This window comes from Alkalihalobacillus sp. TS-13 (assembly GCF_019720915.1).
Taxonomy (GTDB): Bacteria; Bacillota; Bacilli; order Bacillales; family Fictibacillaceae; genus Pseudalkalibacillus.
Genome location: NZ_JAHKSI010000001.1, coordinates 2,270,341 through 2,293,968, shown reverse-complemented (window position 1 = coordinate 2,293,968; position 23,628 = coordinate 2,270,341). Strand labels below are relative to the sequence as shown.

General features: G+C 43.2%; 24 protein-coding genes. 18 read left to right on the top strand and 6 right to left on the bottom strand.

What is annotated here, in order from left to right; all coding sequences use genetic code 11:
- Nucleotides 1–223: 223 nt before the first annotated feature.
- The 4 genes from liaF to KOL94_RS11235 are packed head-to-tail and all read left to right on the top strand — an operon-like array spanning nucleotide 224 to nucleotide 2,880.
- Complete coding sequence (gene liaF / locus KOL94_RS11250) at nucleotides 224–964, top strand: cell wall-active antibiotics response protein LiaF (RefSeq protein ID WP_221566517.1); 741 nt, start codon at nucleotides 224–226, stop codon at nucleotides 962–964.
- Between the two features lie 12 nt (nucleotides 965–976).
- Nucleotides 977–2,038, top strand: coding sequence for a sensor histidine kinase (locus KOL94_RS11245; RefSeq protein WP_221566516.1), 1,062 nt, complete (start codon nucleotides 977–979; stop codon nucleotides 2,036–2,038).
- Entirely contained in the window at nucleotides 2,022–2,660 is a 639-nt protein-coding gene (locus KOL94_RS11240) for a response regulator transcription factor (protein ID WP_221566515.1), read from the top strand. The genes KOL94_RS11245 and KOL94_RS11240 overlap by 17 nt, the downstream gene beginning before the upstream one ends.
- Nucleotides 2,632–2,880 carry a hypothetical protein gene (locus KOL94_RS11235; protein WP_221566514.1) on the top strand — a complete coding sequence of 83 codons (249 nt, stop codon included), beginning with the start codon at nucleotides 2,632–2,634 and terminating at the stop codon, nucleotides 2,878–2,880. Before KOL94_RS11240 ends, KOL94_RS11235 begins: the two co-directional genes overlap by 29 nt.
- Nucleotides 2,881–3,073: 193 nt before the next feature.
- Here the strand turns inward: KOL94_RS11235 and KOL94_RS11230 are convergent, their stop codons facing one another.
- Nucleotides 3,074–3,253 (bottom strand): H-type small acid-soluble spore protein, encoded by a 180-nt coding sequence (locus tag KOL94_RS11230; RefSeq protein ID WP_221566513.1) that lies wholly within the window; start codon nucleotides 3,251–3,253, stop codon nucleotides 3,074–3,076.
- Nucleotides 3,254–3,401: 148 nt separating this feature from the next.
- Here KOL94_RS11230 and KOL94_RS11225 point away from each other — a divergent pair, with 148 nt between their 5' ends.
- The 4 genes from KOL94_RS11225 to KOL94_RS11210 all read left to right on the top strand — a co-directional run bounded on the left by KOL94_RS11225 (nucleotide 3,402) and on the right by KOL94_RS11210 (nucleotide 8,622).
- Nucleotides 3,402–4,424: a ThiF family adenylyltransferase gene (locus KOL94_RS11225; protein ID WP_221567678.1), complete on the top strand. Its 1,023-nt coding sequence runs from the start codon at nucleotides 3,402–3,404 to the stop codon at nucleotides 4,422–4,424.
- Nucleotides 4,425–5,206: 782 nt separating this feature from the next.
- A complete protein-coding gene (locus KOL94_RS11220) occupies nucleotides 5,207–6,457 on the top strand; it encodes a S8 family peptidase (RefSeq protein WP_221566512.1) in 1,251 nt (416 codons plus the stop codon).
- A gap of 114 nt (nucleotides 6,458–6,571) precedes the next feature.
- Nucleotides 6,572–7,264 carry an ABC transporter ATP-binding protein gene (locus KOL94_RS11215; protein WP_221566511.1) on the top strand — a complete coding sequence of 231 codons (693 nt, stop codon included), beginning with the start codon at nucleotides 6,572–6,574 and terminating at the stop codon, nucleotides 7,262–7,264.
- Entirely contained in the window at nucleotides 7,261–8,622 is a 1,362-nt protein-coding gene (locus tag KOL94_RS11210; protein ID WP_221566510.1) for an ABC transporter permease, read from the top strand. The genes KOL94_RS11215 and KOL94_RS11210 overlap by 4 nt, the downstream gene beginning before the upstream one ends.
- 608 nt (nucleotides 8,623–9,230) lie before the next feature.
- Here the strand turns inward: KOL94_RS11210 and KOL94_RS11205 are convergent.
- Entirely contained in the window at nucleotides 9,231–9,617 is a 387-nt protein-coding gene (locus KOL94_RS11205) for a hotdog fold thioesterase (RefSeq protein ID WP_221566509.1), read from the bottom strand.
- Nucleotides 9,618–9,757: 140 nt separating this feature from the next.
- Nucleotides 9,758–10,708, bottom strand: a complete 951-nt coding sequence (locus KOL94_RS11200) for a 1,4-dihydroxy-2-naphthoate polyprenyltransferase (RefSeq protein WP_221566508.1) — start codon at nucleotides 10,706–10,708, stop codon at nucleotides 9,758–9,760.
- Between the two features lie 399 nt (nucleotides 10,709–11,107).
- On the opposite strand from KOL94_RS11200, the gene KOL94_RS11195 reads away from it, so the two are divergent.
- From KOL94_RS11195 to menC, 6 genes are all read left to right on the top strand, one after another.
- Nucleotides 11,108–12,511, top strand: a complete 1,404-nt coding sequence (locus KOL94_RS11195) for an isochorismate synthase (RefSeq protein WP_221566507.1) — start codon at nucleotides 11,108–11,110, stop codon at nucleotides 12,509–12,511.
- Nucleotides 12,508–14,256: a 2-succinyl-5-enolpyruvyl-6-hydroxy-3-cyclohexene-1-carboxylic-acid synthase gene (gene menD / locus KOL94_RS11190; RefSeq protein ID WP_221566506.1), complete on the top strand. Its 1,749-nt coding sequence runs from the start codon at nucleotides 12,508–12,510 to the stop codon at nucleotides 14,254–14,256. Before KOL94_RS11195 ends, menD begins: the two co-directional genes overlap by 4 nt.
- The gene (gene menH, locus KOL94_RS11185) at nucleotides 14,246–15,067 is read left to right on the top strand and encodes a 2-succinyl-6-hydroxy-2,4-cyclohexadiene-1-carboxylate synthase (protein WP_221566505.1); all 822 of its coding nucleotides are present in this window, start codon (nucleotides 14,246–14,248) and stop codon (nucleotides 15,065–15,067) included. The genes menD and menH overlap by 11 nt, the downstream gene beginning before the upstream one ends.
- A gap of 1 nt (nucleotide 15,068) precedes the next feature.
- Entirely contained in the window at nucleotides 15,069–15,890 is an 822-nt protein-coding gene (menB, locus tag KOL94_RS11180) for a 1,4-dihydroxy-2-naphthoyl-CoA synthase (protein WP_221566504.1), read from the top strand.
- An 86-nt stretch (nucleotides 15,891–15,976) separates the two neighbouring features.
- Nucleotides 15,977–17,461: an o-succinylbenzoate--CoA ligase gene (locus tag KOL94_RS11175; RefSeq protein WP_260412288.1), complete on the top strand. Its 1,485-nt coding sequence runs from the start codon at nucleotides 15,977–15,979 to the stop codon at nucleotides 17,459–17,461.
- Entirely contained in the window at nucleotides 17,451–18,560 is a 1,110-nt protein-coding gene (menC, locus tag KOL94_RS11170; RefSeq protein ID WP_221566503.1) for an o-succinylbenzoate synthase, read from the top strand. Before KOL94_RS11175 ends, menC begins: the two co-directional genes overlap by 11 nt.
- A 179-nt stretch (nucleotides 18,561–18,739) precedes the next feature.
- On the opposite strand, the gene KOL94_RS11165 is transcribed toward menC, so the two are convergent.
- The gene (locus KOL94_RS11165; protein WP_221566502.1) at nucleotides 18,740–19,327 is read right to left on the bottom strand and encodes a superoxide dismutase family protein; all 588 of its coding nucleotides are present in this window, start codon (nucleotides 19,325–19,327) and stop codon (nucleotides 18,740–18,742) included.
- 221 nt (nucleotides 19,328–19,548) lie between these two features.
- Here KOL94_RS11165 and KOL94_RS11160 point away from each other — a divergent pair, with 221 nt between their 5' ends.
- Both KOL94_RS11160 and KOL94_RS11155 read left to right on the top strand, forming a co-directional pair.
- The gene (locus KOL94_RS11160) at nucleotides 19,549–19,707 is read left to right on the top strand and encodes a hypothetical protein (RefSeq protein WP_221566501.1); all 159 of its coding nucleotides are present in this window, start codon (nucleotides 19,549–19,551) and stop codon (nucleotides 19,705–19,707) included.
- A 98-nt stretch (nucleotides 19,708–19,805) separates the two neighbouring features.
- Entirely contained in the window at nucleotides 19,806–20,555 is a 750-nt protein-coding gene (locus tag KOL94_RS11155) for a GDSL-type esterase/lipase family protein (RefSeq protein WP_221566500.1), read from the top strand.
- Between the two features lie 381 nt (nucleotides 20,556–20,936).
- Here KOL94_RS11155 and KOL94_RS11150 read toward each other — a convergent pair whose 3' ends face one another.
- Nucleotides 20,937–21,134: a hypothetical protein gene (locus tag KOL94_RS11150; RefSeq protein ID WP_221566499.1), complete on the bottom strand. Its 198-nt coding sequence runs from the start codon at nucleotides 21,132–21,134 to the stop codon at nucleotides 20,937–20,939.
- 181 nt (nucleotides 21,135–21,315) lie between these two features.
- On the opposite strand from KOL94_RS11150, the gene KOL94_RS11145 reads away from it, so the two are divergent.
- Nucleotides 21,316–21,990 (top strand): hypothetical protein, encoded by a 675-nt coding sequence (locus KOL94_RS11145; RefSeq protein WP_221566498.1) that lies wholly within the window; start codon nucleotides 21,316–21,318, stop codon nucleotides 21,988–21,990.
- Between the two features lie 114 nt (nucleotides 21,991–22,104).
- On the opposite strand, the gene KOL94_RS11140 is transcribed toward KOL94_RS11145, so the two are convergent.
- Nucleotides 22,105–22,710, bottom strand: a complete 606-nt coding sequence (locus tag KOL94_RS11140; protein WP_221566497.1) for a DNA-3-methyladenine glycosylase — start codon at nucleotides 22,708–22,710, stop codon at nucleotides 22,105–22,107.
- 115 nt (nucleotides 22,711–22,825) lie between these two features.
- On the opposite strand from KOL94_RS11140, the gene KOL94_RS11135 reads away from it, so the two are divergent.
- Complete coding sequence (locus KOL94_RS11135; protein WP_260412287.1) at nucleotides 22,826–23,392, top strand: biotin transporter BioY; 567 nt, start codon at nucleotides 22,826–22,828, stop codon at nucleotides 23,390–23,392.
- Nucleotides 23,393–23,628 lie beyond the last annotated feature (236 nt).

The following is a 23,628-nucleotide window of genomic DNA, read 5'->3' as shown; positions in this document are numbered from 1 at the left end:
CCGAACTAAGCTCAACATTGAACAGGAGCATACTTTCGACTGCAGTAAAACCGCTACCCTCTGAAATCTCAGTCTTGAGACGGAGGCGAATACATTCCCTGGATTGTTCTAGCTTTCTTGCAATCGAGGTATTCTTATATTAACAGTGAAAAAGAAGGGGAATGGCAACATTTGTCTAACTTTAAAGGATGACCCTTCATAAAAGATAAAGGTGTGTGGTCAGATGAAATTGAGGTCTGGAGGACAATTTGTAGTAGCTGTAATTTTTGTGCTGATTGGATCCATGTTGCTTCTTGTCAACTTGGGTTTAATTACTATGGAAATAGATGAAGCGTTTGTTTTCTTGTATCCTTTTGTAATATTGTTGCTTGGTTTGAAGTGGTTATTGGAAGCGATGTTCACAAAAGGACGTCGGGGAAGCTGGTTCATGGGACTGTTTTTGTCGGTCATTGGTGTTTTGCTGGTCGGTGATCGTTTAGGATTCATGGAGTTCCGATTTGAACAAATTCTTAACTTATGGCCGTTATTATTAGTGTATATCGGAATTCGGATGCTCTGGGGAAGAGGATCGAAAATTACAGTCAATGGGAAAAAGAAACATTCGAAAAGTAACTTTGTCACAGATGTTTCGATGAAGGATGAGAATTGGCATGTAGAAGATATGGATGAGTGGAACGGTGTAGCTGACTTTGATTTCGATTACACCCGGGCCTTCATCCCAGATAAAGAAACGACCATCCAATTAGGCGGATGGGTGGGTGATATTAAAATCTTGATTCCAGAGGATGTCGAGTTTTGTGTTACATCCAACACTAAGGTTGGGGATATCAAAATCGGCAATTATAAAAAAGACGGTTTGTTGAAAGAGGCGAAGTATAAAACAGAAGGTTATGATGAAGCAACTAGGAAACTGACATTTGATTTCAAGTTTCAAGTTTTGGATTTGAAAATAAACCGGGTCTAGGGAGAGGATGGAATGAGCGAGAATCATAATGGAGTCAGGAGACTCTTTTACAGAACACATTTATTGAATGCAGTTTACACGACTGTTCTGATCTTCTTCCTATTTCAGATCCTCTATTTTTTCAACCCCGCGGCTGATCGAATTGTGATCAGTCTCGTGGTTTCTATTGCTGTGTTTGTCCTTTCATTCATCTTAGGAATCTACTTCAGCTTTCGGAAAGGGCAAAGTTTGATCAATCGTCTAAATGAGATCTCAGTAGGAATCACCAAATTATCACGCGGAAATTATGACTATCGTATTAGTGATAGCGAAGAGGATGAAGTCGGCGTCATCTCTGCAGAAATCAATCAGCTTTCTGACAAAATCCAAAAGCAAGTCCAATCATTACAAAAGCTTGCGAATGAAAAAGCTGAATACGCTGAAAAAGTACATACGGCGGCAACCATCGAGGAAAGGCAACGGTTGGCGCGAGATCTGCATGATGCCGTCAGTCAACAGTTATTCGCTCTGAATATGATGTCATCAGCTGCATTGAAGTTGTTTGAAACCCATCCTGAACGAGCTAAAACTCAGATCGAACAAGTCGTTGAGATGGCGAATAAGGCACAGGGTGAGATGAGAGCGTTACTTTTACATCTACGGCCAATTGATCTCTCAGGTGAAAAATTGCATAGCGGAATCCGGGACCTGGTTAAAGAGCTTCAACAAAAATCCGGGATTGAAATCCAGTCGGAAATAAATGAAATCCCTGAATTGTCGCGTGGGATTGAAGACCACTTGTTCAGGTTGATGCAGGAAGGATTTGCGAACGCCTTGAGACACTCTCAGGCAACAAAAATCACCATCAAACTTGATAGCAACCAGAAACATATCCGTATACATCTACGGGATAATGGTGTCGGCTTCGACCTGAAGCAAAAGAAAAAGACATCTTATGGATTAAAAACGATGCAAGAACGTTGTGATGAGATTGGCGGAATCTTCTCCATAACATCTGCGAAAGGCCAGGGGACTGCTATTGATGTCAAAGTTCCAATTGAAAAAGGGGATGATAGCGATGGAAAATCAGATTAAGCTTTTTCTGGTAGATGATCACGAAATGGTAAGAAGGGGATTAAGTTCGTATTTGATGACTGATCCATCCTTTGAAATCATCGGTGAAGCATCAAGTGGTAATGAAGCTGTACAAAAACTGAAAGGACTAGACCCGGATGTCGTGCTGATGGACCTGATTATGGAAAATGGAAATGGAATCGATGCAACAAAAGAAGTAATCAAGATTCTTCCGGATTGTAGAATCATCATTCTCACAAGCTTTTATGATGATGAGCGGGTATTTCCAGCTATTGAAGCAGGGGCGTTCAGTTATGTACTTAAAACAGCTTCCGCTGATGAAATATCAGAAACGATAAAAAAAGCCTATGCAGGTGAATCAGTGATCGAGTCCAAAGTCGCGCAAAAAATGATGAACAGGTTCAGAACGAAAGATGCATTGCCGCATCACGAACTGACGAAGAGAGAACTTGAAGTGCTGGCTTTAATCGGTGATGGGAAAACAAATCAAGAGATCGGTGATACTTTATTCATTGGAATCAAAACAGTCAAGACCCATGTCAGTAACATCTTAAGTAAATTGGACGTCTCAGACCGTACACAAGCGGCAATCTATGCAAATCGGCACAACCTCTCAAGTTAAGTGGAAAGCAAAATCAAGTATTAAAATTCCTGCTGGAGTGTCGCAAATTTCGCTAAAAAAGAAATTTTTAAAGGCTCTTTTTGTAAAGATTGTTGTTTTTTTAGGCTTGAGAAATACGCGCTTTCCACTGGCGATCCGCAAGCCTTCTCACTTGCACAGGATGCGCTGGCTTCGACGTTTACCACAGGATGTGGTGGTTTTTAGTCGAAGATCCTTTTAAAACTGCGGGGGCTCGCCTGGATCGCTGTTCCCGTAAGAGTCTCGTATATTTCAACCGCTCACAGGTTCCCAAACACATCTTTATTAATACACACCGTATTAAGTAGCAACAAACTTTTAGAAAACAGGCTAATTATAATAACCGATCCTGGACATCGAACGGTTCTGTCTTTGGATCGGTTATTTGTATTCTCTTATACTTCCTCTAAGTTAGCGACGTTCACTGTCATTTCGTTGTCCGGATCCTCTCTTGTGTAAACGCGGGCTGTATTGCCAGTTTCATCAACTTGTTGGATCCAGACTGGATTTCCGCGGTAATGTACACTGATTTCATTTGGTGATTCTAATATTTGTTTTGCTCTTCCTGCGTTCATAGTCTTTTCATCTCCTTTTATGTAACTTTTCCTAGTTTTGATCAATTGTATTGTTTTATTCATATTTGTAAGTTACAACCTCGTTATAGCTTCTAAGTTGTATGATAAGATGAAAGAAAATAGGTTAGGTAAAAGGTAGATGAATAGTATGGATGATCGCTACTCAAGACATACACGATTTTCAAAAATCGGTCGATCGGGACAGGAAAAAATAAGAAAGAAACATGTTGTCTTGATAGGTGCCGGAGCACTTGGGACAAGCTGTGCCGAAATGCTGGTCCGGGCTGGCATAGGTACACTGACGATTGTGGATCGGGATTACGTTGAATGGAGTAATCTTCAAAGGCAACAGTTATATACAGAAGCTGATGCGGAAAACCAAATGCCGAAATCTGTTGCTGCGAAAACACGCCTATCTGATATCAATCGGGATGTTGTAATCCATGAACGATTAGAAGAGACGAACGCGGCGACAATCGAAGAACAAATAAAGGGGGCAGATTTGATCATCGATGCCACCGACAATTTTGAAACACGGATGCTTATCAATGATGCGGCTCAGAAGTGGCGGATCCCATGGATTTATGGAGCGTGTACAGGAAGCCATGGGTTGACGTATACGATTGTTCCGGGTGAAACACCATGCTTGGCTTGCCTTTTAGGTAAGATTCCATCAGGTGGTGATACGTGTGACACGACTGGTATCATATCACCTGCTGTACAAATGGTGACAGCTCATCAGGTCTCCGAAGCTTTTAAAATATTAGTCGAGGATTTTGGCGCACTTCGAAAAAAGGTTGTCTATTTTGATTTATGGCATAATCAGCATACATTGTTAAAAGTTGAGCGTCTGAAAAATCCCCATTGCTTGAGCTGTGGTCCAGAAGCTAGCTATCCCTATCTAGATGAGCGGTTGAGTTCAAAATCAGCGGTTTTATGTGGAAGGGACACCGTGCAAATCCGGCCGTTACCTGGAGTTTCGATTGATCGAAATAGGCTGGAAAGTAAATTGTCTCAACTGACTTCAAAAATCCGAAGCAATGAGTACTTGCTGCAAGTCGAAATTGAAGACACCAGGATGGTCATTTTCAAAGATAACCGGGTCTTGATTCATGGAACGAAAGACCTTAACAAAGCAAAAGCGTTATACAATCGATATATAACTGGATAGGTCTTTATGGAAAAACGTCTTAATAAGGCGTTTTTTTTAATGGGAAGGCTCTGTTCGGCGGGCAAACGAAAAGCGGAAGCGACCCGGTTAGGCACGTAGGTCACTGGAAAACGGACGAGGAGGCTCGAACCAAACAAAGACTTGGTTCTGCGTGGGCTAACTCATAAGGAAGTCAATCAATGTGTTGCCGCCGCTGGAAGTTTGAAGTGATCCAAGTGACTGGTCGCTGAGCTAGACATCACTTCCCTGTATTAACCCACTTCCGCCAGCCTCCTCACTTGCACAGGACATGCTGGCTTCGTCGTTCACCACAGGACGTACTTGTACAGGATGTACTGACTTCGACGTTCACCATAGGACGTGGTGGTATTTAGTCGAAGTTCATTATTTTAGTCGAAGATCCTCTAAAAGAGTGTGGGGTCTCGCCTGGCTCGATTTTCCCGCAGGAGTGTCGCAAATTTCGATTAAAGAAAACTTGGTAAAGCCAAGCCATGGGAAAGTGTACCGACCAAAGTACTACAGGTTGGGAAAATTATGCTTGAATCTACTGGGATTTATTACACTTTTTACTGTTATTTTCCCAATACAACTACCCCCGTATGTATGATAATCTTAATTTATTGATTGAAAATTAAAAAAACGACAGGAGGTGTCATTTTTGGTAATAGTTGTTGTTAATGATTTTAAATTAAAGTTTTTACAACAACTATAGTTTTGCAATCAATACATACAACCAGAGTTGAGAGAGAAGTTTTCATTAGAAAATAAGGGAGAGATGGATAATGAAACGCTTATTGTCAATCGTGACGACGGCTGTTTTGATGGTATCAATCTTTGCGTCAGGGGTATTTGCGGCCGGACAAGAAGAAAACCAATCAAATGAAAAGTTGAGAGTTTTGATTTCATCCACAAATGAGAACGCCTTGAGATCTGCTGGAGAAAACTACGGTAAACGATGGGATTTTGCTGAAAAAGGATTCACGACGAATGTGACTGAAAAACAATACGAGGGACTCAAGAAGAATAAGAACCTTGAGGTCTCACTTGTCAATAAAGTCTATTTAGATAAAGTAAGTCAAAATGCAACACGTACTGCTACACCTTCCGATCAGACGCCATGGGGAATGGAGGCGATGTATAATGACTCCAACCTTACTGCTACAAGTGGTGGAGATGGTGTCCGTGTAGCCGTATTGGATACTGGTACTTATACTGATCATGTGGATCTAGTTGAAAACGTAGAACAATGTAAGGACTTCAGTTCTAACCGTTCCCCGATTTTAGATGGAAAATGTGATGATAAAAACGGGCATGGGACACATGTTGCCGGAACTGTTTTAGCAAATGGTGGCGCTGATGGACAAGGTGTTTACGGTGTGGCTCCAGAATCCAAGCTTTGGGCATACAAAGTGTTAGGAAACAGTGGGTTCGGTTATTCCGATGACATCGCAAATGCAATCAAGCATGCTGCTGACCAAGGAAATAGTCTTGGTGTGAATGTCGTCATTTCCATGTCACTTGGATCAAGCTCGAAGGATGCTCTTATTTCGGATGCAGTTACGTATGCAATGAATAACGGTGCTTTGGTTATTGCTGCTGCAGGAAATGACGGACCGAATCCTGATACGATCGGTTTCCCTGGTGGACTTGCGGACGCGGTGGCAGTTGCAGCACTTGAAAATGTCCAAGAAAACGGAACCTATCGTGTAGCTGATTTCTCATCTCGTGGAAATCCTAATACAGATGGAGATTATGTCATCCAAGAAAGAGATGTAGAAGTATCAGCGCCTGGCCGTGCGATCGAATCGACTTGGAAGGATGGCGCTTATAATACGATCAGTGGAACTTCCATGGCAACACCACACATTTCTGGTTTAGCGGCGAAAATCTGGGCAGAGAACCCATCATTATCGAATTCAGCTCTTAGAACTGAACTTCAAAACCGAGCAAAAGCAAATGACATCCTGGGCGGACAATATGCTGGCAGTGGTGATGATATCGCTTCTGGATTTGGTTTCCCGACAGTTCAATAACTGATTGCATTCACGAGGAACTGACCTTTAAAAGGTCAGTTTCTTTTTTTTTGAACTATTTTACATAAATTACGTCTTTATCTGTGAGCGTTATAGAAAATTGGGGGGAAATGTATGATCGAAGTCAAGGGACTCAGCCATCAGTTCAAGATTGGCAAGAAGGGCAAAGAAACGGTGATCCCTGTGCTGGATGATATAAATCTGAAAGTTAATGCTGGTGAGATCGTGACCATTGTCGGTCGAAGCGGTTCAGGTAAATCGACTTTGCTTAATTTAATAAGTGGCTATATCCAACCAACTGAAGGTGAAATTTTTATCGATAATCAAAAGGTCACTGATTTTAACGAAAGTAAATGGGCGGATTTCCGTTTGAATAATCTTGGGTTCATTTTTCAAAGCTTTCAATTGATTCCGAGCATGACAGCTTTCGAAAATGTGGAGTTGGCGCTAACCTTAAAAGGGGTCAAGGAGAAAGAGCGAAAAGCACAAACCGAAAAGATGTTCAAAAAGGTAGGATTGGAAAAGTTCATGGACCATTATCCAAGTGAACTATCCGGCGGTCAGCAGCAACGGGTCAGTATTGCGAGAGCACTGATTTTGAATCCGCCGATCATCCTCGCTGATGAGCCCACAGGAAGCTTGGACAGTGAAACTGAAGACGAACTGCTGGATTTTATCAAGCAGCTCAATCATGAATTGGGCATCACTTTCTTAATCATCACTCATGATGATAAGGTCGCTCAAATCGGTGACCGTGTCATTGAAATCGTCGATGGCGCGCTAGATGAGGAGGCTTATGCATCATGAGGTTCAAAGATCAGTTTCAATTCGTCCGTAAAAATATGAAGAAGAACAAAACACGTATATTCATGACGGTTCTTGCTACCGCCATGGGTTGCGCGTTCTTGATCGTCCTGGCATCAGTCGGTTTTGGTCTGCAAAAATCAATCGTGGAGGAAATTACACAAGATCGGTTGATGACTGAAATCCAGGTCCATGGAAAAGAAATGAATGGAGAAGAAGGAATTAATGGAATTACGATGGAGGACATCGACTATTTCGAATCCGTGGATCATGTAAAAACAGTAACAAGAAGACAGCAGGTTGAACAACAAGGTGATTTTCGCCTGGGAGAATATCGTACAGAGGGCACACCTGTTGTTGTGGATTATCCATCGGAAACAAAGGCGGGATTTGAACTTTCAGAGGGTAGATTGCCTGAATCAGACGATGAAGTGGTGATCGGCTATGACTTTGCAAACAGTTTAGCGAAGTGGAATGGGGAAGAACCTCCTCCACTTAATGAAGATGGAACCGTAAAAGAAGGCAATGCATACGATGGTGAACTTATAGGTAAGACTTTGGACATGAAGGTCATGAAATATGAAGATGGGGAAGAAAAGAGCAAGATATTCCAACTTAAGGTTGTAGGCGTTGGGAAAAAGCCGACAAGAGAATGGATGCGAGATCAGAACGTATTCATATCGGAAAAAGTTTTAGCAGATATCGAAGCGTTCACAGGTACGCCAAATGGAATGGTAGTTACTCCTGACATACCTGAAGAACATAGACCTTCATTAGAAAATAGGGAAGAAAGAGTTTATAACCAGGTGGCCATCTTTGCGGATGATACTGAAAACGTAAAAGCGATTTCTGAAGAACTGAAAGAGAAGAACTATTTCACTTATTCAGTGGTAAATGAAATGGAACAAATCAATTTGGTCTTCTTAATTGTGAAGAGCGGATTGATATTCATCGGAACAATTGCGATCCTTATTGCCTCGATCGGTATTTACAATACGATGACGATGGCTGTCACAGAAAGGGCACCTGATATTGGCATCATGAAGGCGATTGGTGCTAATCCATCGACGATCAAGCGGATCTTTTTGATTGAAAGCAGTTATATCGGTCTTCTTGGAGCTTTATTTGGAACGATTGTCGCCTATTTGATCACATTTGTAGTCAATTGGGCGTTGCCGATTATATTAAGTAATGCGTTTGGTGAACCGATTCCTGGGGATTTCAAATTTTCACATATCCCATGGATACTACCATTGATCTGTGTGAGCATCTGTCTGATCGTGACAATCATCTCTGGGCATAGACCAGCAAAACGAGCTACGAAAGTAGACGTGTTGAAAGCGATGAGAAGGGAAGTTTAATTCGAAAAAGGAACTGCCTTGAGGCAGTTCCTTCATTTTTTTAACTAAGTTTGATTGAAGCGTAATTTGCGACACTCCTGCGGGAAAAGCGAGACCTTACAGTAGTGAACGTCGAAGCCAGCATGTCCTGTCCAAGTGAGGAGGCTGGCGGAAGTGGGTTAATACAGGGAAGTGATGTCTAGCTCAGCGACCAGGCACTTGCATCACTTCAAACTTCCTTTCGGCGGCCACACATTGATTGACATCCTTATGAGTTAGCCCACGCAGAACCAAGTCTTTGTTTGGTTCGAGCCTCCTCGTCCGTTTTCCAGTGACCTACGTGCCTAACCGGGTCGCTTCCGCTTTTCGTTTGCCCGCCGAAAGGGAGTGAATATCGCAAAAATCAACAATAAAGTATATCAAAGTCTTATTTTAAGCTGTAAATGTTTAGCAAGAAAAGTGTTATGAACATGACTATTCAACGGGATTATCTACAAAAATTGGGTGTCAACCAACAAAAATCAGAAAATATCTACAAAAACCAAAAATTACCTACAAAAACGAAGTTTTATCTACAAAAATCAGAAATTATCTACAAAACAGATCTGAAGGGTGTTATCCGATCAGGATCATTTCTTCATCTCCACAACGCCGATTGTACACCGGGATATACAGATCAACTCTTCATTTTCATCAGTCACTTTGATTTCCCAGACCATCGTCGTTCGGCCTTTATGAACGGGAAGTGCGGTGCCTGTAACGAAGCCCTCACGCTTGCTTTTGATATGATTGGCATTAATTTCAATGCCAAAAACATTGTGCGTTTCCAGATTGACATTCAATGCCCCACCGATGCTGGCGGCGGTTTCTGCAAGCGCCACAGATGCCCCGCCATGTAAAAATCCCATCGGTTGTTTCGTTCGTTCATCGACGGGCATCGTAATTTTTACACAATCCTTAGTTGCCTCGATTACTTCCATTCCTAGTGCATTTACAAGTGTTTTAGATAAGTCCATACAGCACCTCTTTACTGACGGCTGCCAAAAAGAAAAGTGTCAGACACCTCCAACACAACACTTTGTATCAAAACACGCTTTTTCTAAAATGTTGTTAAATACGGAGAGACTCAGACACTTGTAAGTCAGCCGGGCTAATTTTAAAATTGGAGAAGATAGCTTACGATCAGACCGACAGTCAATGCAAAGCCGAATACTGTGTTCGTTTGTGCTGTCGCAATCATCGCTGGCATCATTTTTGATGGTTCGCGTTCCCCATGGAACAGCTTGACGGCATTGATCGCCTTCGGAATACTGACAAGGACGATCAATAGCCAGAAAGAGGCTTGTCCGATGAAAATCATCGTCAGGATCCAGGCGAATGAAAAGGCGAACATCCCGCCGAGAAATTGGACCGCTCTTTTATGTCCAAGTAAAATTGCTAATGTTTTTCTTCCTTTTTCTTTATCTCCTTCTAGATCGCGGATGTTGTTCGCCATGAGGATCGCACCGATCAGAATGGAGATTGGGATGGAAATCAGCATGCTATTCGCCGTGATAAATCCAGTCTGAATATAAAATGAGATCAGGATGATGACAAATCCCATGAAAAATCCTGCAATCACTTCACCAAGCGGCGTATAAGCGATCGGGTATGGACCTCCTGTATAGAAATAACCTGCAGCCATCGATACTGAACCGATAACGGCGATCCACCATGAGGTTGTTGCACTGATATAGACTCCAAGCAAAATGGCAAGAAGGAAGAAAGCAAGCCCCACATTCAGGACGGTCTTCGGTGAGATCCCATCGCGGACGATACCACCGCCAATTCCAACAGAGTCTGATGTGTCGAGACCACGTTTAAAATCATAATATTCGTTGAATAGATTAGTAGCGGCCTGAATCAACATCGATGCGACCAGCATTGCAATAAGCAGTAACCAGTTTAAAGTTGTGTAGAAATTAGCGAGAGCCGCACCGATAAATACAGGGATGAATGACGCAGTCAGCGTGTGTGGCCGGAGCTGGCGATACCAGATTTTCCACTTGGATTCGATGTTTTTCGGCATTTCTTTTTGGTTGGATGGATCTGTAAAGTATTGTTCCATAATGATTCGTTCACCTTTATCTTTAAGAACGCTTAATAGCGGTTCTAACCGTATTTTTAACCATTTTAAGTGTATGCAATGACAGTATGGGTGTCAACAACATTAGCTGGAAACAGTTGTGAATCGTGTACAATGGAAAAACAAGCCTTTTTCCTATATAATAGTATCGGAATATCAACAGGCTAATTCAAATCATTTTTATAAGACGTTATTCTAAATAAGTTGTTTTTGCGAAGTTCACTTCTTTCCCGCGGGTGGTCCGCTAGTCTACTCACTCCAGGGGGCTGTACGGCCCACCTTTTCCGCAGAAGTGCCATGAATTCGCTTTAACAATTTTTCTTGTCAACATTAGGACTTTTAGATAGATATAGACGTCAGAGGATGTTGGAGGGGAATGTCATGGCAGTTGTTAAACAACATGAATTGCTCGAGAGGTTGGAGCGTGCCAAACAAAAAGCACAGATGACTCGAAATAAAATTCTTGTCAGTCATAGAATTCAGGTTGATACGATTGACCCGCTCGTCGTTTTTAAAAATGGCAGTTCATTATATAAAGGTGAACGATCCTTCTGGTCCGATTCAAATGGTAAATTGAGCCTTGTCGGAATCGGTGAGGCACTTCGATTGGATGTGGATGGAGAGGATCGTTTTTCAGAAATCAAAAAACAGTGGAAGGAGATTGTCGATCATCAGCTTGATGATTATGACACCACCTATGTTTATGGTACAGGTCCGATGCTTTTGGGGGGCTTTTCATTTGATACGCTTAAGGATAAGACTCCGTTATGGACCAATTATGCAGATGCAAGCTTCGTGCTGCCAGTTCATATGTTCTCGCTAATCGATGATAATGCGTATTTAACCACCAATCTGCTCGTAAGTGCTGACTCGGATATTCAAACACTTTTTGAAAAGGGTGTTCGTGAAAATGCTGAGCTGTTGAAGAAATGCGCGTTGGACCAAACAGTAAACCGATGCTTGAGTTTGACTGAAATTGATCCGGAACAATGGAAGGAAACGGTCGTCAAAACCACTTCCATGATCAATGAGGGCCAAGTCGATAAAGTGGTATTAGCAAGGGAAGTCATCGCACAGTCAGACTCTGAAATCTCAGCTTTCGAGACGCTTATCAATCTAAGGGATCAACAGCCGAACAGCTTCATTTTCGCTTTTGAGCGTGGACATAAATGTTTCGTTGGAGCTTCCCCTGAACGCCTTGTCAGAAAACAGGAGGATAAGCTGTTATCGACTTGTTTGGCAGGATCGATCAAGCGGGGGACTCATCATGAAGAAGATGAGCGTTTAGGTAAAGAGCTTCTTTCAGATGATAAAAATCGTGAAGAACACGATTATGTGGTACAGATGATCCGTGGCGCATTGGAAGAGGTTGCGGGTTCAGTGAATGTCCCTGATCAACCTTCCCTGTATAAAGGACGTGACATCCAGCATTTATTTACACCGGTAGAAGTCAAAAAAGCGACGGATATCCCTTTTCTCGATGTTGTAGGTCGTTTGCATCCGACTCCAGCATTAGGGGGGCTGCCTCAGCTTCGTTCGGTGGAAATCATCCGGGAGCAGGAACGGCTCGACCGTGGTTGGTATTCTGCACCGATTGGGTGGATCGACCATTTTGATCAAGGCGAATTCGCGGTTGCAATTCGCTCTGGTTTGATTTCGGATAATTACGCATCATTGTTTGCGGGATGCGGGATCGTCGGTGATTCCGATCCAGAGAGTGAGTATGAAGAAACACTCATCAAACTCAAGCCGATGCTAACAGCACTAGGAGGATCCACTGCATGACATTAGATTCGTTGACAGCTTATGTTGGAGCTTTTGTAGATGAATTAAACAGAGTGGAGGTCCGGGATGTTGTCATCAGTCCTGGATCACGCTCCACACCGCTGGCGCTCATGTTTGCACAGCATCCAGATATAAAAGTTTGGCTGAGCGTGGATGAGCGCTCAGCAGCTTTTTTTGCCCTCGGTATCGCAAAAGTGGAAAAGAAGCCTGTAGCGCTTGTCTGTACGTCAGGAACTGCTGCGGCAAACTATTATCCTGCGATTGTGGAAGCGTATGAGTCGCATGTTCCATTATTGGTATTGACTGCTGATCGTCCGCATGAATTGAGAGATGTAGGAGCTCCTCAAGCGATTGATCAGATTGGTATGTTCGGAAAATATGTGAAATGGTTCCATGAGATGGCACTTCCTGACAACGATCCGAAGCTGATCCAATATGTCCGTACGAAGGCTGCACGTTCAGCAGCGATCGCTATGAATGAAAAAAGAGGACCGGTCCATTTGAATTTTCCATTCCGTGAGCCGCTCGTTCCGAATTATCAGCATGAACAAGCATTTGATGCAGGGAAAAAGGACCCTTCCTATTTATCCTTCACCACTGGGATACGCGATTTATCGGATGGTGATTATGATATCTTGATCGATCAATTGAAGGAATTTGATAATGGGTTGATCGTTTGCGGACCGGGACAGTACGAAGCCGCTATTTCCTCGATAAAAGAATTGGCTGCTGTTCTCAAGTTCCCGGTTTTAGCAGACCCATTGTCGCCTTTACGGAGCGGATCTCATGCCAAAGACACGATCATCGAGAACTATGACGCGATCTTGAAAAGTGAAATCGTCCGAGAATGGACTCCGGATGTGATCATTCGATTCGGGGCGATGCCAGTTTCAAAATCCTACCTGCAGTATGTCCAGAAACACAAGGACTGTACATACTGGACAATTGATGAAGGGGAAGGTTGGCGTGACCCGACACACTCGGGGGGCAGGATGATTTATGCAGAACCTGCACAGTTTTCCCGTCAAATCACTTCTAGAATCGAAAACCGTAAACCATCTCACTGGAAGGATAGATGGAAGGCTGTAAATGAGCTTGCCATGCGGGAGAGAGACGCATTTGTGGAAACAGATCAACTGTTTGAAGGAAAGGTTTTTTCAGAACTCAATCGGCTCTTGCCTGATGGGACAGCTCTTTTTGTCGGAAACAGTATGCCGATCAGGGACTTGGATAGCTTTTTTGGTAAAACGGATAAAGAAATCGAAGCTCTCGCTAATCGTGGCGCGAACGGGATTGACGGTGTCATCTCGACGGCATTTGGTGTGGCGGCTACCGGCCGAAGGACTGTCCTTGTGATCGGAGACCTTTCTTTTTACCATGATATGAACGGGCTGCTTGCTTCCAAACTCCATAAGCTCAACATGACCATCATATTGGTCAACAATAGTGGCGGGGGGATTTTTTCCTTCTTGCCACAGGCAGAACATCCTGATCATTTTGAAGACTTGTTCGGCACTCCGACAGGGATTTCGTTCCGTGATGCGACAAGAACATATGGCGGGAACTACCAGCTTGTCGAAAGCTGGGGTGCGTTTGATGAAGCGTGTTCGATGAGTTTTGAGTCAGGTGGATTGGACGTTATTGAACTTCAAACTGAGCGTGGACAAAATGTTCAGCTGCACAGGGAATATTGGAAAAATGTAAGTGAAGCAATTGAAAAGTGGGCGGATATCGATGAAAATTGATGTGAACGGGATCCGATACCATGTGGAAACAGCCGGAGAAGGGGAACCGTTGCTCCTTCTTCACGGTTTTACCGGTTCAGGTGTGGATTGGTGTCCTCTTAAAAAGGAATGGGGAGACGATTTCAAGCTGATTATGGTGGACCTGATCGGGCATGGTAATACGGATCATCCTGAAGACATCGAACAATACTCAATGGAAGAGACGGCGGGAGCATTGGATCAGATCATGGCAGACTTGAAGATTGAAAGCGCCTACGTTTTAGGGTATTCTCTAGGTGGAAGAGTTGCACTTTCATTCGCGATGATGTACCCGCGCCGGGTGAAGCATCTGGTGTTGGAAAGCAGTTCCCCTGGGTTGCAGACGGCAGAAGAAAGAAATGCTCGAAGGCATAATGATGAACGTCTTGCCAAACGAATTGAAAAGGATGGTATCCGTACTTTTGTTGATTTCTGGGAAGCGATTTCGCTGTTCAGTACCCAGAAGGATCAATTGTCAGAAAGTGAGCGGAAGGCTCTGCGTGAGAAACGCCTCCACAATTCAGAGGTTGGATTGGCGAATAGTTTGCGTGGAATGGGGACAGGCGTGCAGCGATCATGGTGGGACAGGCTCTCTGATTTTACTATCCCGACCACTCTGATCGTTGGAGCACTTGATCAGAAGTTTTACAGGATTGCAGAAGACATGATGCAAAAGCTTCCGAATGGTAAAATGGTAGTTGTGGAAGAGGCGGGCCATACCACCCACCTTGAGCAGCCTGCACAATTTGCTAAAATAGTAGAAGACGAACTACATAATAGAAAGGATGTTTAGCATGGCAGTAGTAGAATGGGTAGCTGAAAGAAATTATGATGACATTATCTATGAAACATACAATGGAATCGCAAAAATTACGATCAATCGACCAGAAGTACACAATTCATTCCGTCCGAAAACGGTCCATGAATTGATCGATGCATTTGCATATGCGCGTGATGATTCTGATATCGGTGTAATCGTCCTTGCAGGTGCAGGGGATAAAGCGTTCTGTGCCGGAGGAGATCAAAAAGTACGTGGCCATGGCGGGTATGTCGGTGATGATCAGATCCCTCGTTTGAATGTCCTTGATTTACAACGCTTGATCCGTGTTATTCCGAAGCCGGTCGTTGCGATGGTTTCAGGGTACGCGATCGGGGGCGGTCATGTCCTTCATGTCGTTTGTGACTTGACGATTGCGGCAGACAACGCAATCTTCGGACAAACTGGACCGAAAGTTGGAAGCTTCGATGCTGGTTATGGTGCAGGTTATCTTGCACGTATCGTCGGACATAAGAAAGCGCGTGAAATCTGGTATTTATGCCGTCAATATAATGCTGAAGAAGCGAAAGAGATGGGTCTTGTCAATACAGTCGTGCCTCTTGAAAAATTAGAAGAAGAAACAGTACAATGGTGTGAAGAAATGCTTGAAAAGTCACCGACAGCACTCCGTTTCTTGAAGGCTTCTTTCAATGCAGATACAGATGGACTTGCTGGATTGCAACAACTAGGCGGAGATGCAACATTGCTTTACTACACCACTGATGAAGCGAAAGAAGGACGCGATTCATTTAAAGAAAAGCGGAAGCCGGACTTTAAACAATTCCCTCGTTTCCCTTAATAAATAAGTTAGGGGCTGACTTTTTTGGTCAGCTCCTTTTTCAACCTTACATAACAAAGCTTGAGTTTTATGATGGAGTGGTACCTATGACGGTGATGGAAATGAAAAACTGGCTTGACCAGCGGGCGTATTTAACCCCTGAGCGGACAGCCCTCACTTTTGAAAAGAAGAAATGGAGCTATCGTGAATTACAGAGAGCAGCGGGAAAGATGGCGCGGAAACTATTGAAGTTGGGTGTGCACAGAGGTCAACACGTTGGCATTTTGATGGATAATCATCCAGAAACCGTCATCCTCATCCATGCCTTCCATTCGCTTCAGGTAGTTGCCGTGCCGCTTAATAAACGGTTGTCCCCCTCTGAGCTGGAGTATGAGCTTGAAGATGCGGATGTAAATTGGTTGATCGTCGATGATGTGCATCACGATAAGGCACAGGAACTCCGTTTCAATCAAATTGTTACGATGATGGATATTGAAGAAGCGGAAGAAGTTGATGAGGATCTGGACGATACCATACGGTTGGACGATCTTCATTCAATCATTTTCACCTCTGGAACCACGGGGCATCCGAAAGGCGTTATGTTGACATATGGGAATCATTGGTGGAGTGCAACAGGCTCTGCGCTCAACCTCGGTATCCGTGAAGATGATTGCTGGTTGTGTACGGTTCCGCTTTTCCATGTGAGCGGGCTTTCGATTGTGATGCGAAGTGTGATCTATGGAATTCCGATGGTCCTTCATCGTACGTTTGATCCTGTCACGTTCAATGAGTCGATCCAAAAAGACGGTGTTACGATTGCCTCCGTCGTAAGTGTCATGCTCAGCAAGGTGCTCGATTCAGGGAACTTCAAAAGCTATCCGAGCCAGTTCCGTTGTATGCTTTTAGGAGGCGGACCAGCACCTCTTCCACTTTTAAAAAGATGTGAAGCAACTGCGATTCCAGTTTTTCAGACATATGGGCTGTCCGAATCGGCTTCCCAAATTGTGACGTTGGCACCAGAAGACAGTTTCCGGAAGCTCGGGTCCGCAGGAAAACCATTGTTTCCATCACAGGTGAAGGTTGTTCCTTCTGCTGATGATGAGCGGGACAGCGAAGGTGAGATCTTCGTGAAAGGTCCGAATGTGACGCAAGGGTATTACAAGAAGCCAGCCATCAACACAGAAAAGATCCAGGACGGTTGGCTTGCAACGGGGGATGTCGGATATCTTGATGATGAAGGATTCCTTTATGTGTTGGATCGACGGAAGGATATGTTTGTCTCTGGCGGTGAAAATATCTATCCTGCTGAAATCGAAGCTTGTTTGCTCGGACATGAAGCTGTTTCTGAAGTTGGAGTGATCGGAATCGACGACTCGGTATGGGGGAAGGTACCGGCAGCTTTTGTGGTGTTGGCTGAAGGTACAGAGGTCTGTGGTGAAGTGCTGATCAATTACTGTAAGGATCACTTGGCAGGATATAAAGTTCCGAAAGCGGTGCGGTTCATCGAACAATTACCAAGGAACGCGTCCAATAAAATTTTACGGAAAGATTTGTACAATTTGCTTATAGAAGGCGATGAATATGCGGATTGAAAAGATGACCATCCATAAAATCGAAATGCCATTGAAACGCCCGTTTGTAACAGCAGTCAACACGGTCAATAACAGATCCTTATTGATTGTAGAGGTGGAATCTGCGGATGGTGTTGTCGGCTGGGGGGAATGCTCAGCGTTCGATACCCCGTGGTACACGGAGGAAACCACTGACACCTGCCTTTATATGATGAAGGAGTTCCTCATTCCGGAAATGTTAGAAGAAAAAGAGTTTGGCTATCCTGAGGATTTATCTGCAATTTTCAGCCATTATCGGGGTCATCATATGGCAAAATCCTGTCTTGAAACCGCTTTGTGGGATGTTTATGCGAAGTCGGAGGGGAGACCTTTGGCTGATGTCTTAGGCGGAAGGAGACGAGAACTTGAAGTAGGGATCGCAATCGGGATGCAAGCTCATACGGATGACCTTCTTTTTAAAATCGATGAAGCGTTGCAGAGCGGGTATAGGCGGATCAAGCTGAAGGTGAAGCCAGGCGAAGATTTGGATATGCTTGCGTCTGTCCGTTCACGATTTCCTGAAGCACCATTGATGGCGGATGCAAATTCAAGTTACAGGTTGGATGATCTGGAACGCCTGAAAGAAATAGATCAGTTCAATCTGATGATGATTGAGCAGCCTTTAGGAGCTACGGATTTTGTAGAGCATGCTGAATTGCAGAAGGTTCTGAGGACGCCGGTTTGTTTAGACGAAAGCATCATCTCATTTGAGACAGCACAGACTGCGGTAGCCCTTGGAAGTTGTAAAATCATTGCGATCAAGCACAGCCGGGTAGGCGGCTTGATGGAAGCGAAAAGAATTCATGATTATTGTCAGAAACACGATGTGAAAGTCTGGGCTGGTGGTATGATCGAATCCGGTATAGGAAAGGTGCATAACATTGCCCTAGCATCACTTGATGGGTTTGAGATTCCTGGAGATATCACTGCGTCCACTCGATACTGGGAACAGGACATTATCACTCCCGAGATCAAACTGGAAAATGGAAAAGTCATTGTATCGGATGCACCAGGAATCGGATACGAAGTGAATCGTAAGCAGTTGGAACGATACACAGTGGAGAAAGTGAGCTTTAAATAATGTGATGAAAGAACGAAAAAGAAACTGAAAACAGCTCTTTTTTGACTGACATTTTGTATGACTGTACCAGGCACCGATTAAGAATCCAGTCATACCAAGGGTTTCAAAACGGTGCCAGGCACCGAACGAAATCCCTTGATACCATTGGCTTCATTTTCGGTGCCTGGCACACAAATTTTTTACTTGATTACGCCGCAGGCGATACGGTCTCCGGCGTTGCCTGCTGGGTCTGTTTTGTAGTCGTCTGCCTTTTCGTGAATGACGAGGGCGCTGCCGTCTTCATCCAGTAGGCTGTTCGGTTTTCCTTTTTGAAGTGTTACATGCTTGGAAACGACACTTACAGAAATCATACCGTCTTTGCCTACATTGATGTTTGGCAAGTCTCCGGCATGGAATCCTTTTGGATTTTCAAAGCCATGTTCTTTGTCTGTAGGATTGAAATGTCCCCCTGCACTCTCGAAGTCAGGTGCAACACACTTTCCGGTTTTGTGGATATGAAACCCATGTGGTCCAGGAGGCAGGTTAGCAGCTTTCAATTTGATCATTACGCCTTCACTGGTTTCGGCTAATTGTGCTTGACCGATTTTTTCTTTTTTCGCGTTATAGATGTCTACCATCTTGAATAAGCGAGACTCTTCCCCAGCAATCTTCGAACTGTTCACTTCAGTTGACTCATTGGATTGAACATTATTCTCTTGCATTCCACAAGCGGTTAGACTTGCTACAGCTAGTAATGATGCGAAGCTTGATAACATGAATTTTTTCATTTTGTACACTCCTTGTTCCAAACTATGTCTACTCTATTTTTCACAAAACAAGGATAATTATGTAAAAACAACTATATCAGCTTTTTTTCCCTTCGAAATTTTCTTTTAAGAGCAACAAATATTTAAAAAACAGCCTAAAATACGCCTGAACGTCATCCAGTTCTATCCTGTCGTCCTTATCAATAAACATAGTAAAAAGGATAAGGGAGGCGCAGAACAGGATGACATATTTTTTGCTTTCTTTCATGGCGTTTTCATTTGGCACGGTAGGAGTTTGCGGGCTTCTTCAACGATTTATAAAGATTGACACAACCGATTATGACATCTATCATTTATGGGAAGAGTATGGACATAGAAAAGAGGATTATCACATATTCTAACAGCTCTGTTATACGCAAAATCTTAAGTTCCACCATAATACAAATCAATTCTCAGTAAGTTGACAGGGTAATCTATACATGAAAATGAGGAAAGTCACGTGCAATGGAAGATTTTTAAGAATTTACTCTGGTTGACCCTGGTGATTGGCTGTATCATCGCTATAAATTTAATGGATGACCTTTTGTCTCCAACAGTTGCACAGGATACAAATGCAATGCAGATTGTTGCGATTGGCGATTCATTAACATATGGAAGCGGTGACCCAAAAAAAGTCGGATATATCGGCCGTGTGCAGCAACAAATGATAAATAGCTTTGGGAGCGATGTCGCTTTACATCGCTACGGGGTCCGGGGGTATCGTACGGATCAGATCATGATCCACGTACAAAATATCGAAACGAAGCAGAAGATCAATCAGGCCAACTATATCTTTTTATTTATCGGAACGAATGATTTCATCCAGGCAGCGAGGCGGGATCTCAATTCCATCAATCCAGAGGAAATGGAAAAGATGCGTCCTGTTTTTGAAGAAAATTTGGCCAAGCTCATTACTCAGATTCGGACAGATAATCAATACGCCCCATTGATTCTGATTGGGATGTACGACCCGTATACGGACTTGGTAAACCATGATCAGCTCCATGGAATTCTGAAGGATTGGAATCGAGTGACTAGCGGAATGGTCGATCAATACCCGAATATCCATTACGTCTCAACCATCGATTTGTTCCTTGATAAGGAGAAGAAGCGTTATTTCGCGGATATCATCCATCCGAATCCAAGAGGGTACGAGCTTATCGCAAAACGAGTCATGGCTGAAATGAACCGAAAAGGTCTGATCCAATAGATGGACAGTCTGTCACCACCTAATCAAAGGTAGGACAGGCTGTTTTTTTAGGTAAAAGCTTATATCGGACAGAAAAAAGAGAGATTGGGGAACAACTGTCCGAAGTTGGGCTGGAATCGGACAATAGAAGGAGAAATCCGAAGCGACTGGCCGAAGTTGAGGCTAGTTCGGCCATCGGGAGGTACCAGAATCGAGACCCTGTCCTAAATTACACGTTATTCGGACAGCGGAAGGCGCCAGAAACGATATCCTGTCCGAATTCGGGCTCCTAAAATAGCACAAAAAGCGGGATTGCACGCGAAAAGGGAGTGAATTTCGCTTATATGAACAGAACAAAATAAAAAGATGACCCGAATAGGGTCATCTTACTTTTCAAAGCGGTTATTTCATTGGCATATCTGAATTCAGTTTACCGTTCATATCGATCATGAAGCCGATTTCGCGTCCGAGTAACTGAGAAAGCTCTTTCGATTTCTTTTCACTTTCAGATTTGATCTGCTCTATTGTGAGTTCTCCTTTAAGCTTTGAAGAACCTACGATAATCATTAATTCCCCTTTTTCAAAAAAGACAATCCTCATATGTCCAACCTCCGTAAAATAGAACTTTTTTCTAACTATAGTTTTCGCCTTTCTTAAGCTGGGATAGGGGGTAATCTAATACCACTTTAATGAGAAAATTTACGTGTTTTTGTAAAAGTTTGTCATGCTCTCCCGAAAAAATGATATGATGTAGCTAATAGGAAAACAGGAGGCTATACTAGTGGAAAACGTTACTGACCTCATACTGCTTGTTGCGACAATGTTCATTACAAAATTGAAGACACTCGTTATGGCAATCTGGGCGTTCTTGGATTTCTTTTTGGCGTATTTTTGGGTGCAATTCGCGCTCGTTACAATCCTGTTGTACCTTATTTTACGTGTATCCGAAATGGTCTACTTCTGGTATATGTACCACAATTACATGCATCGGAAGGTTGAAAAAAGTCTTACAAGTTTCATAGATTTCGAATTGTTCTTTAAAGAATTGACAAATAAAAAACGATCAAATGGAATCGTTCCGGATTTGAAATATGTCAAGAATAGACTTCATCAGTACAATGAAAAAGAGCTGAAATTGCTTGCTTCATTTATACATACTGTTCATCGGGGCTATCGTGATTTACGCCCTGGCGTCTGGGTGGTTGCCTTCCTTTTTGGTATCGCGGCAGCATATATTTTGAATGTGATCAATTTTGCAACGTTGACATGGAATTTTGAAGTAGTCTTGAAAACGACTACGATCATCGCCTTCTGGTACTTGATCGCTTTATTCCGCTATACGAACCGTAAGAAAAAAGTGTCCCAACTGATCGGGTTGATTTCAACAAGTACAAAGGAAAAAATGCTGCAGTCTGAAGAGGACCTGCAGTTGAAAGAATTGAACCCTTCACATTGAATAAAAAAAGGAGTCAGCAATAAAATTGCCGGCTCCTTTTTGCATTTAAAGAAAGTATAAATACTTTCTTCAATATAAGGGCAACAAATCCTCAGCCTGCGCTAAGGCTTAACCTCACTTAGATACGTATGGATTCCCTCTGATTGAAAATCTCCAGGGAAGATGGATATGTTCTTCGGCGTAATCGATATTGACCCTTGGCCCTGCTGTGATATCCTCTTCTTTTATGTCCTCATACGGCCGGATCCGGATTTCTGATCGATTGATTGGGAGGCCATAATGCGCCATATTCAATCCGAGTGCTCTGCAAAGTTTCCCAGGACCGTTGGTGAGGTTTTTATAGTGTGATTTCAAGTACTTTGGTTTTTCTCCGAATCTTTTATGAAGCATATGATCAATCCCGCTAGTAGGTTCGATCCCACGCACTAAAATCGCTTCTGGTTTACCGATTGGACCTGTCACGATATTAAAACAGTGATGCATGCCATAAATCAGAAACATATAGACATGTCCAGGTTTTCCGTACATCACTTCGGTCCGGGTAGTTCTCCTGCCGCCGAATGAGTGTGCTGCCTTATCTTCTGGACCTTTGTAAGCTTCGACTTCTACGATCTTACCAGCCAATTTGCCATATGCAGTGTCATGTACGAGTTCCATACCTAACAATTCTCTGGATAGCTCCAACGTCTCTTTTTTGAAAATCGGATCTATTGTTTTCAAAATGATCACCGGTCTTTCGTTAACCTAAAATATTTTCAAGTTGACACATTTTTTCTCTTCTTACATAATAGTTATGAACATTATACGTTATACAACAAGAATGGAAGTGAAGAAAATGAAGAAAACCTATGCACTTGTTTTTGCAGCGATGTTTGCAGCTGTCATTGCAGCTCTTGGGTTGGTGCCGCCGATTCCAGTGCCTGGTTCACCTGTACCTATTACAGCACAAACATTAGGGGTCATGCTAGCCGGAGGTCTTCTGGGAGCACGCCTTGGAGGATTGAGTCTTCTTGTATTCATCGCCTTGATCATTGCTGGAGCGCCTGTCCTTTCCGGTATGAGAGGTGGTATCGATGAACTTGTCGGACCTAGTGCAGGCTACATTTTAAGCTGGCCGATTTCAGCCCTTGTGATCGGTTATCTCGTTGAAAAATCATGGAACAAATTGAAAATGTGGAAGGTGCTATTAATCAATATTTTAGGCGGAATTATCCTCATATACACAGCTGGAATCCCAGTAATGGCATTCGTCTTGGATCTCCCGCTTCAGGCAACAGCATTATCAGCGCTTGCCTATATACCTGGTGATCTGGTGAAATCTGTTATCGCAGCCTTTGTCGTCGTGAAAATGAAGAATAGTAACCCGGTCCTTTCTAACAAAAAGAAAAATCTTGCCGCATAAATTGAATATGATACCCTGAAGGAAGAGGTTTGTCGATTGACGAAGCCTCTTTCTTTCCGTTAGTGAAAAATAATGGCTGTTTTCGCATAGATTGTTGTTTGTAGTATGGAAATATACTCGCTTTCGCGGGAATTCACCATAAGACCTAGGACTTAGATTCCATCCTTGTAGTTTTACGTCGAGTAAACGTAGGCGCAGGACGTACTTGTACAGGATGTACTGACTTCGACGTTCAC

Coding starts and splice junctions, on each gene's coding strand:
- KOL94_RS11195 (WP_221566507.1), top strand. CDS start 11,108: ATGGCAGTTGTTAAACAACATGAATTGCTCGAGAGGTTGGAGCGTGCC.
- KOL94_RS11240 (WP_221566515.1), top strand. CDS start 2,022: ATGGAAAATCAGATTAAGCTTTTTCTGGTAGATGATCACGAAATGGTA.
- menC (WP_221566503.1), top strand. CDS start 17,451: ATGCGGATTGAAAAGATGACCATCCATAAAATCGAAATGCCATTGAAA.
- KOL94_RS11135 (WP_260412287.1), top strand. CDS start 22,826: ATGAAGAAAACCTATGCACTTGTTTTTGCAGCGATGTTTGCAGCTGTC.
- KOL94_RS11160 (WP_221566501.1), top strand. CDS start 19,549: ATGACATATTTTTTGCTTTCTTTCATGGCGTTTTCATTTGGCACGGTA.
- liaF (WP_221566517.1), top strand. CDS start 224: ATGAAATTGAGGTCTGGAGGACAATTTGTAGTAGCTGTAATTTTTGTG.
- KOL94_RS11230 (WP_221566513.1), bottom strand. CDS start 3,253: ATGAACGCAGGAAGAGCAAAACAAATATTAGAATCACCAAATGAAATC.
- KOL94_RS11205 (WP_221566509.1), bottom strand. CDS start 9,617: ATGGACTTATCTAAAACACTTGTAAATGCACTAGGAATGGAAGTAATC.
- KOL94_RS11200 (WP_221566508.1), bottom strand. CDS start 10,708: ATGGAACAATACTTTACAGATCCATCCAACCAAAAAGAAATGCCGAAA.
- KOL94_RS11235 (WP_221566514.1), top strand. CDS start 2,632: ATGCAAATCGGCACAACCTCTCAAGTTAAGTGGAAAGCAAAATCAAGT.
- KOL94_RS11245 (WP_221566516.1), top strand. CDS start 977: ATGAGCGAGAATCATAATGGAGTCAGGAGACTCTTTTACAGAACACAT.
- KOL94_RS11165 (WP_221566502.1), bottom strand. CDS start 19,327: ATGAAAAAATTCATGTTATCAAGCTTCGCATCATTACTAGCTGTAGCA.
- KOL94_RS11150 (WP_221566499.1), bottom strand. CDS start 21,134: ATGAGGATTGTCTTTTTTGAAAAAGGGGAATTAATGATTATCGTAGGT.
- KOL94_RS11220 (WP_221566512.1), top strand. CDS start 5,207: ATGAAACGCTTATTGTCAATCGTGACGACGGCTGTTTTGATGGTATCA.
- menD (WP_221566506.1), top strand. CDS start 12,508: ATGACATTAGATTCGTTGACAGCTTATGTTGGAGCTTTTGTAGATGAA.
- menB (WP_221566504.1), top strand. CDS start 15,069: ATGGCAGTAGTAGAATGGGTAGCTGAAAGAAATTATGATGACATTATC.
- KOL94_RS11225 (WP_221567678.1), top strand. CDS start 3,402: ATGGATGATCGCTACTCAAGACATACACGATTTTCAAAAATCGGTCGA.
- menH (WP_221566505.1), top strand. CDS start 14,246: ATGAAAATTGATGTGAACGGGATCCGATACCATGTGGAAACAGCCGGA.
- KOL94_RS11175 (WP_260412288.1), top strand. CDS start 15,977: ATGACGGTGATGGAAATGAAAAACTGGCTTGACCAGCGGGCGTATTTA.
- KOL94_RS11215 (WP_221566511.1), top strand. CDS start 6,572: ATGATCGAAGTCAAGGGACTCAGCCATCAGTTCAAGATTGGCAAGAAG.
- KOL94_RS11210 (WP_221566510.1), top strand. CDS start 7,261: ATGAGGTTCAAAGATCAGTTTCAATTCGTCCGTAAAAATATGAAGAAG.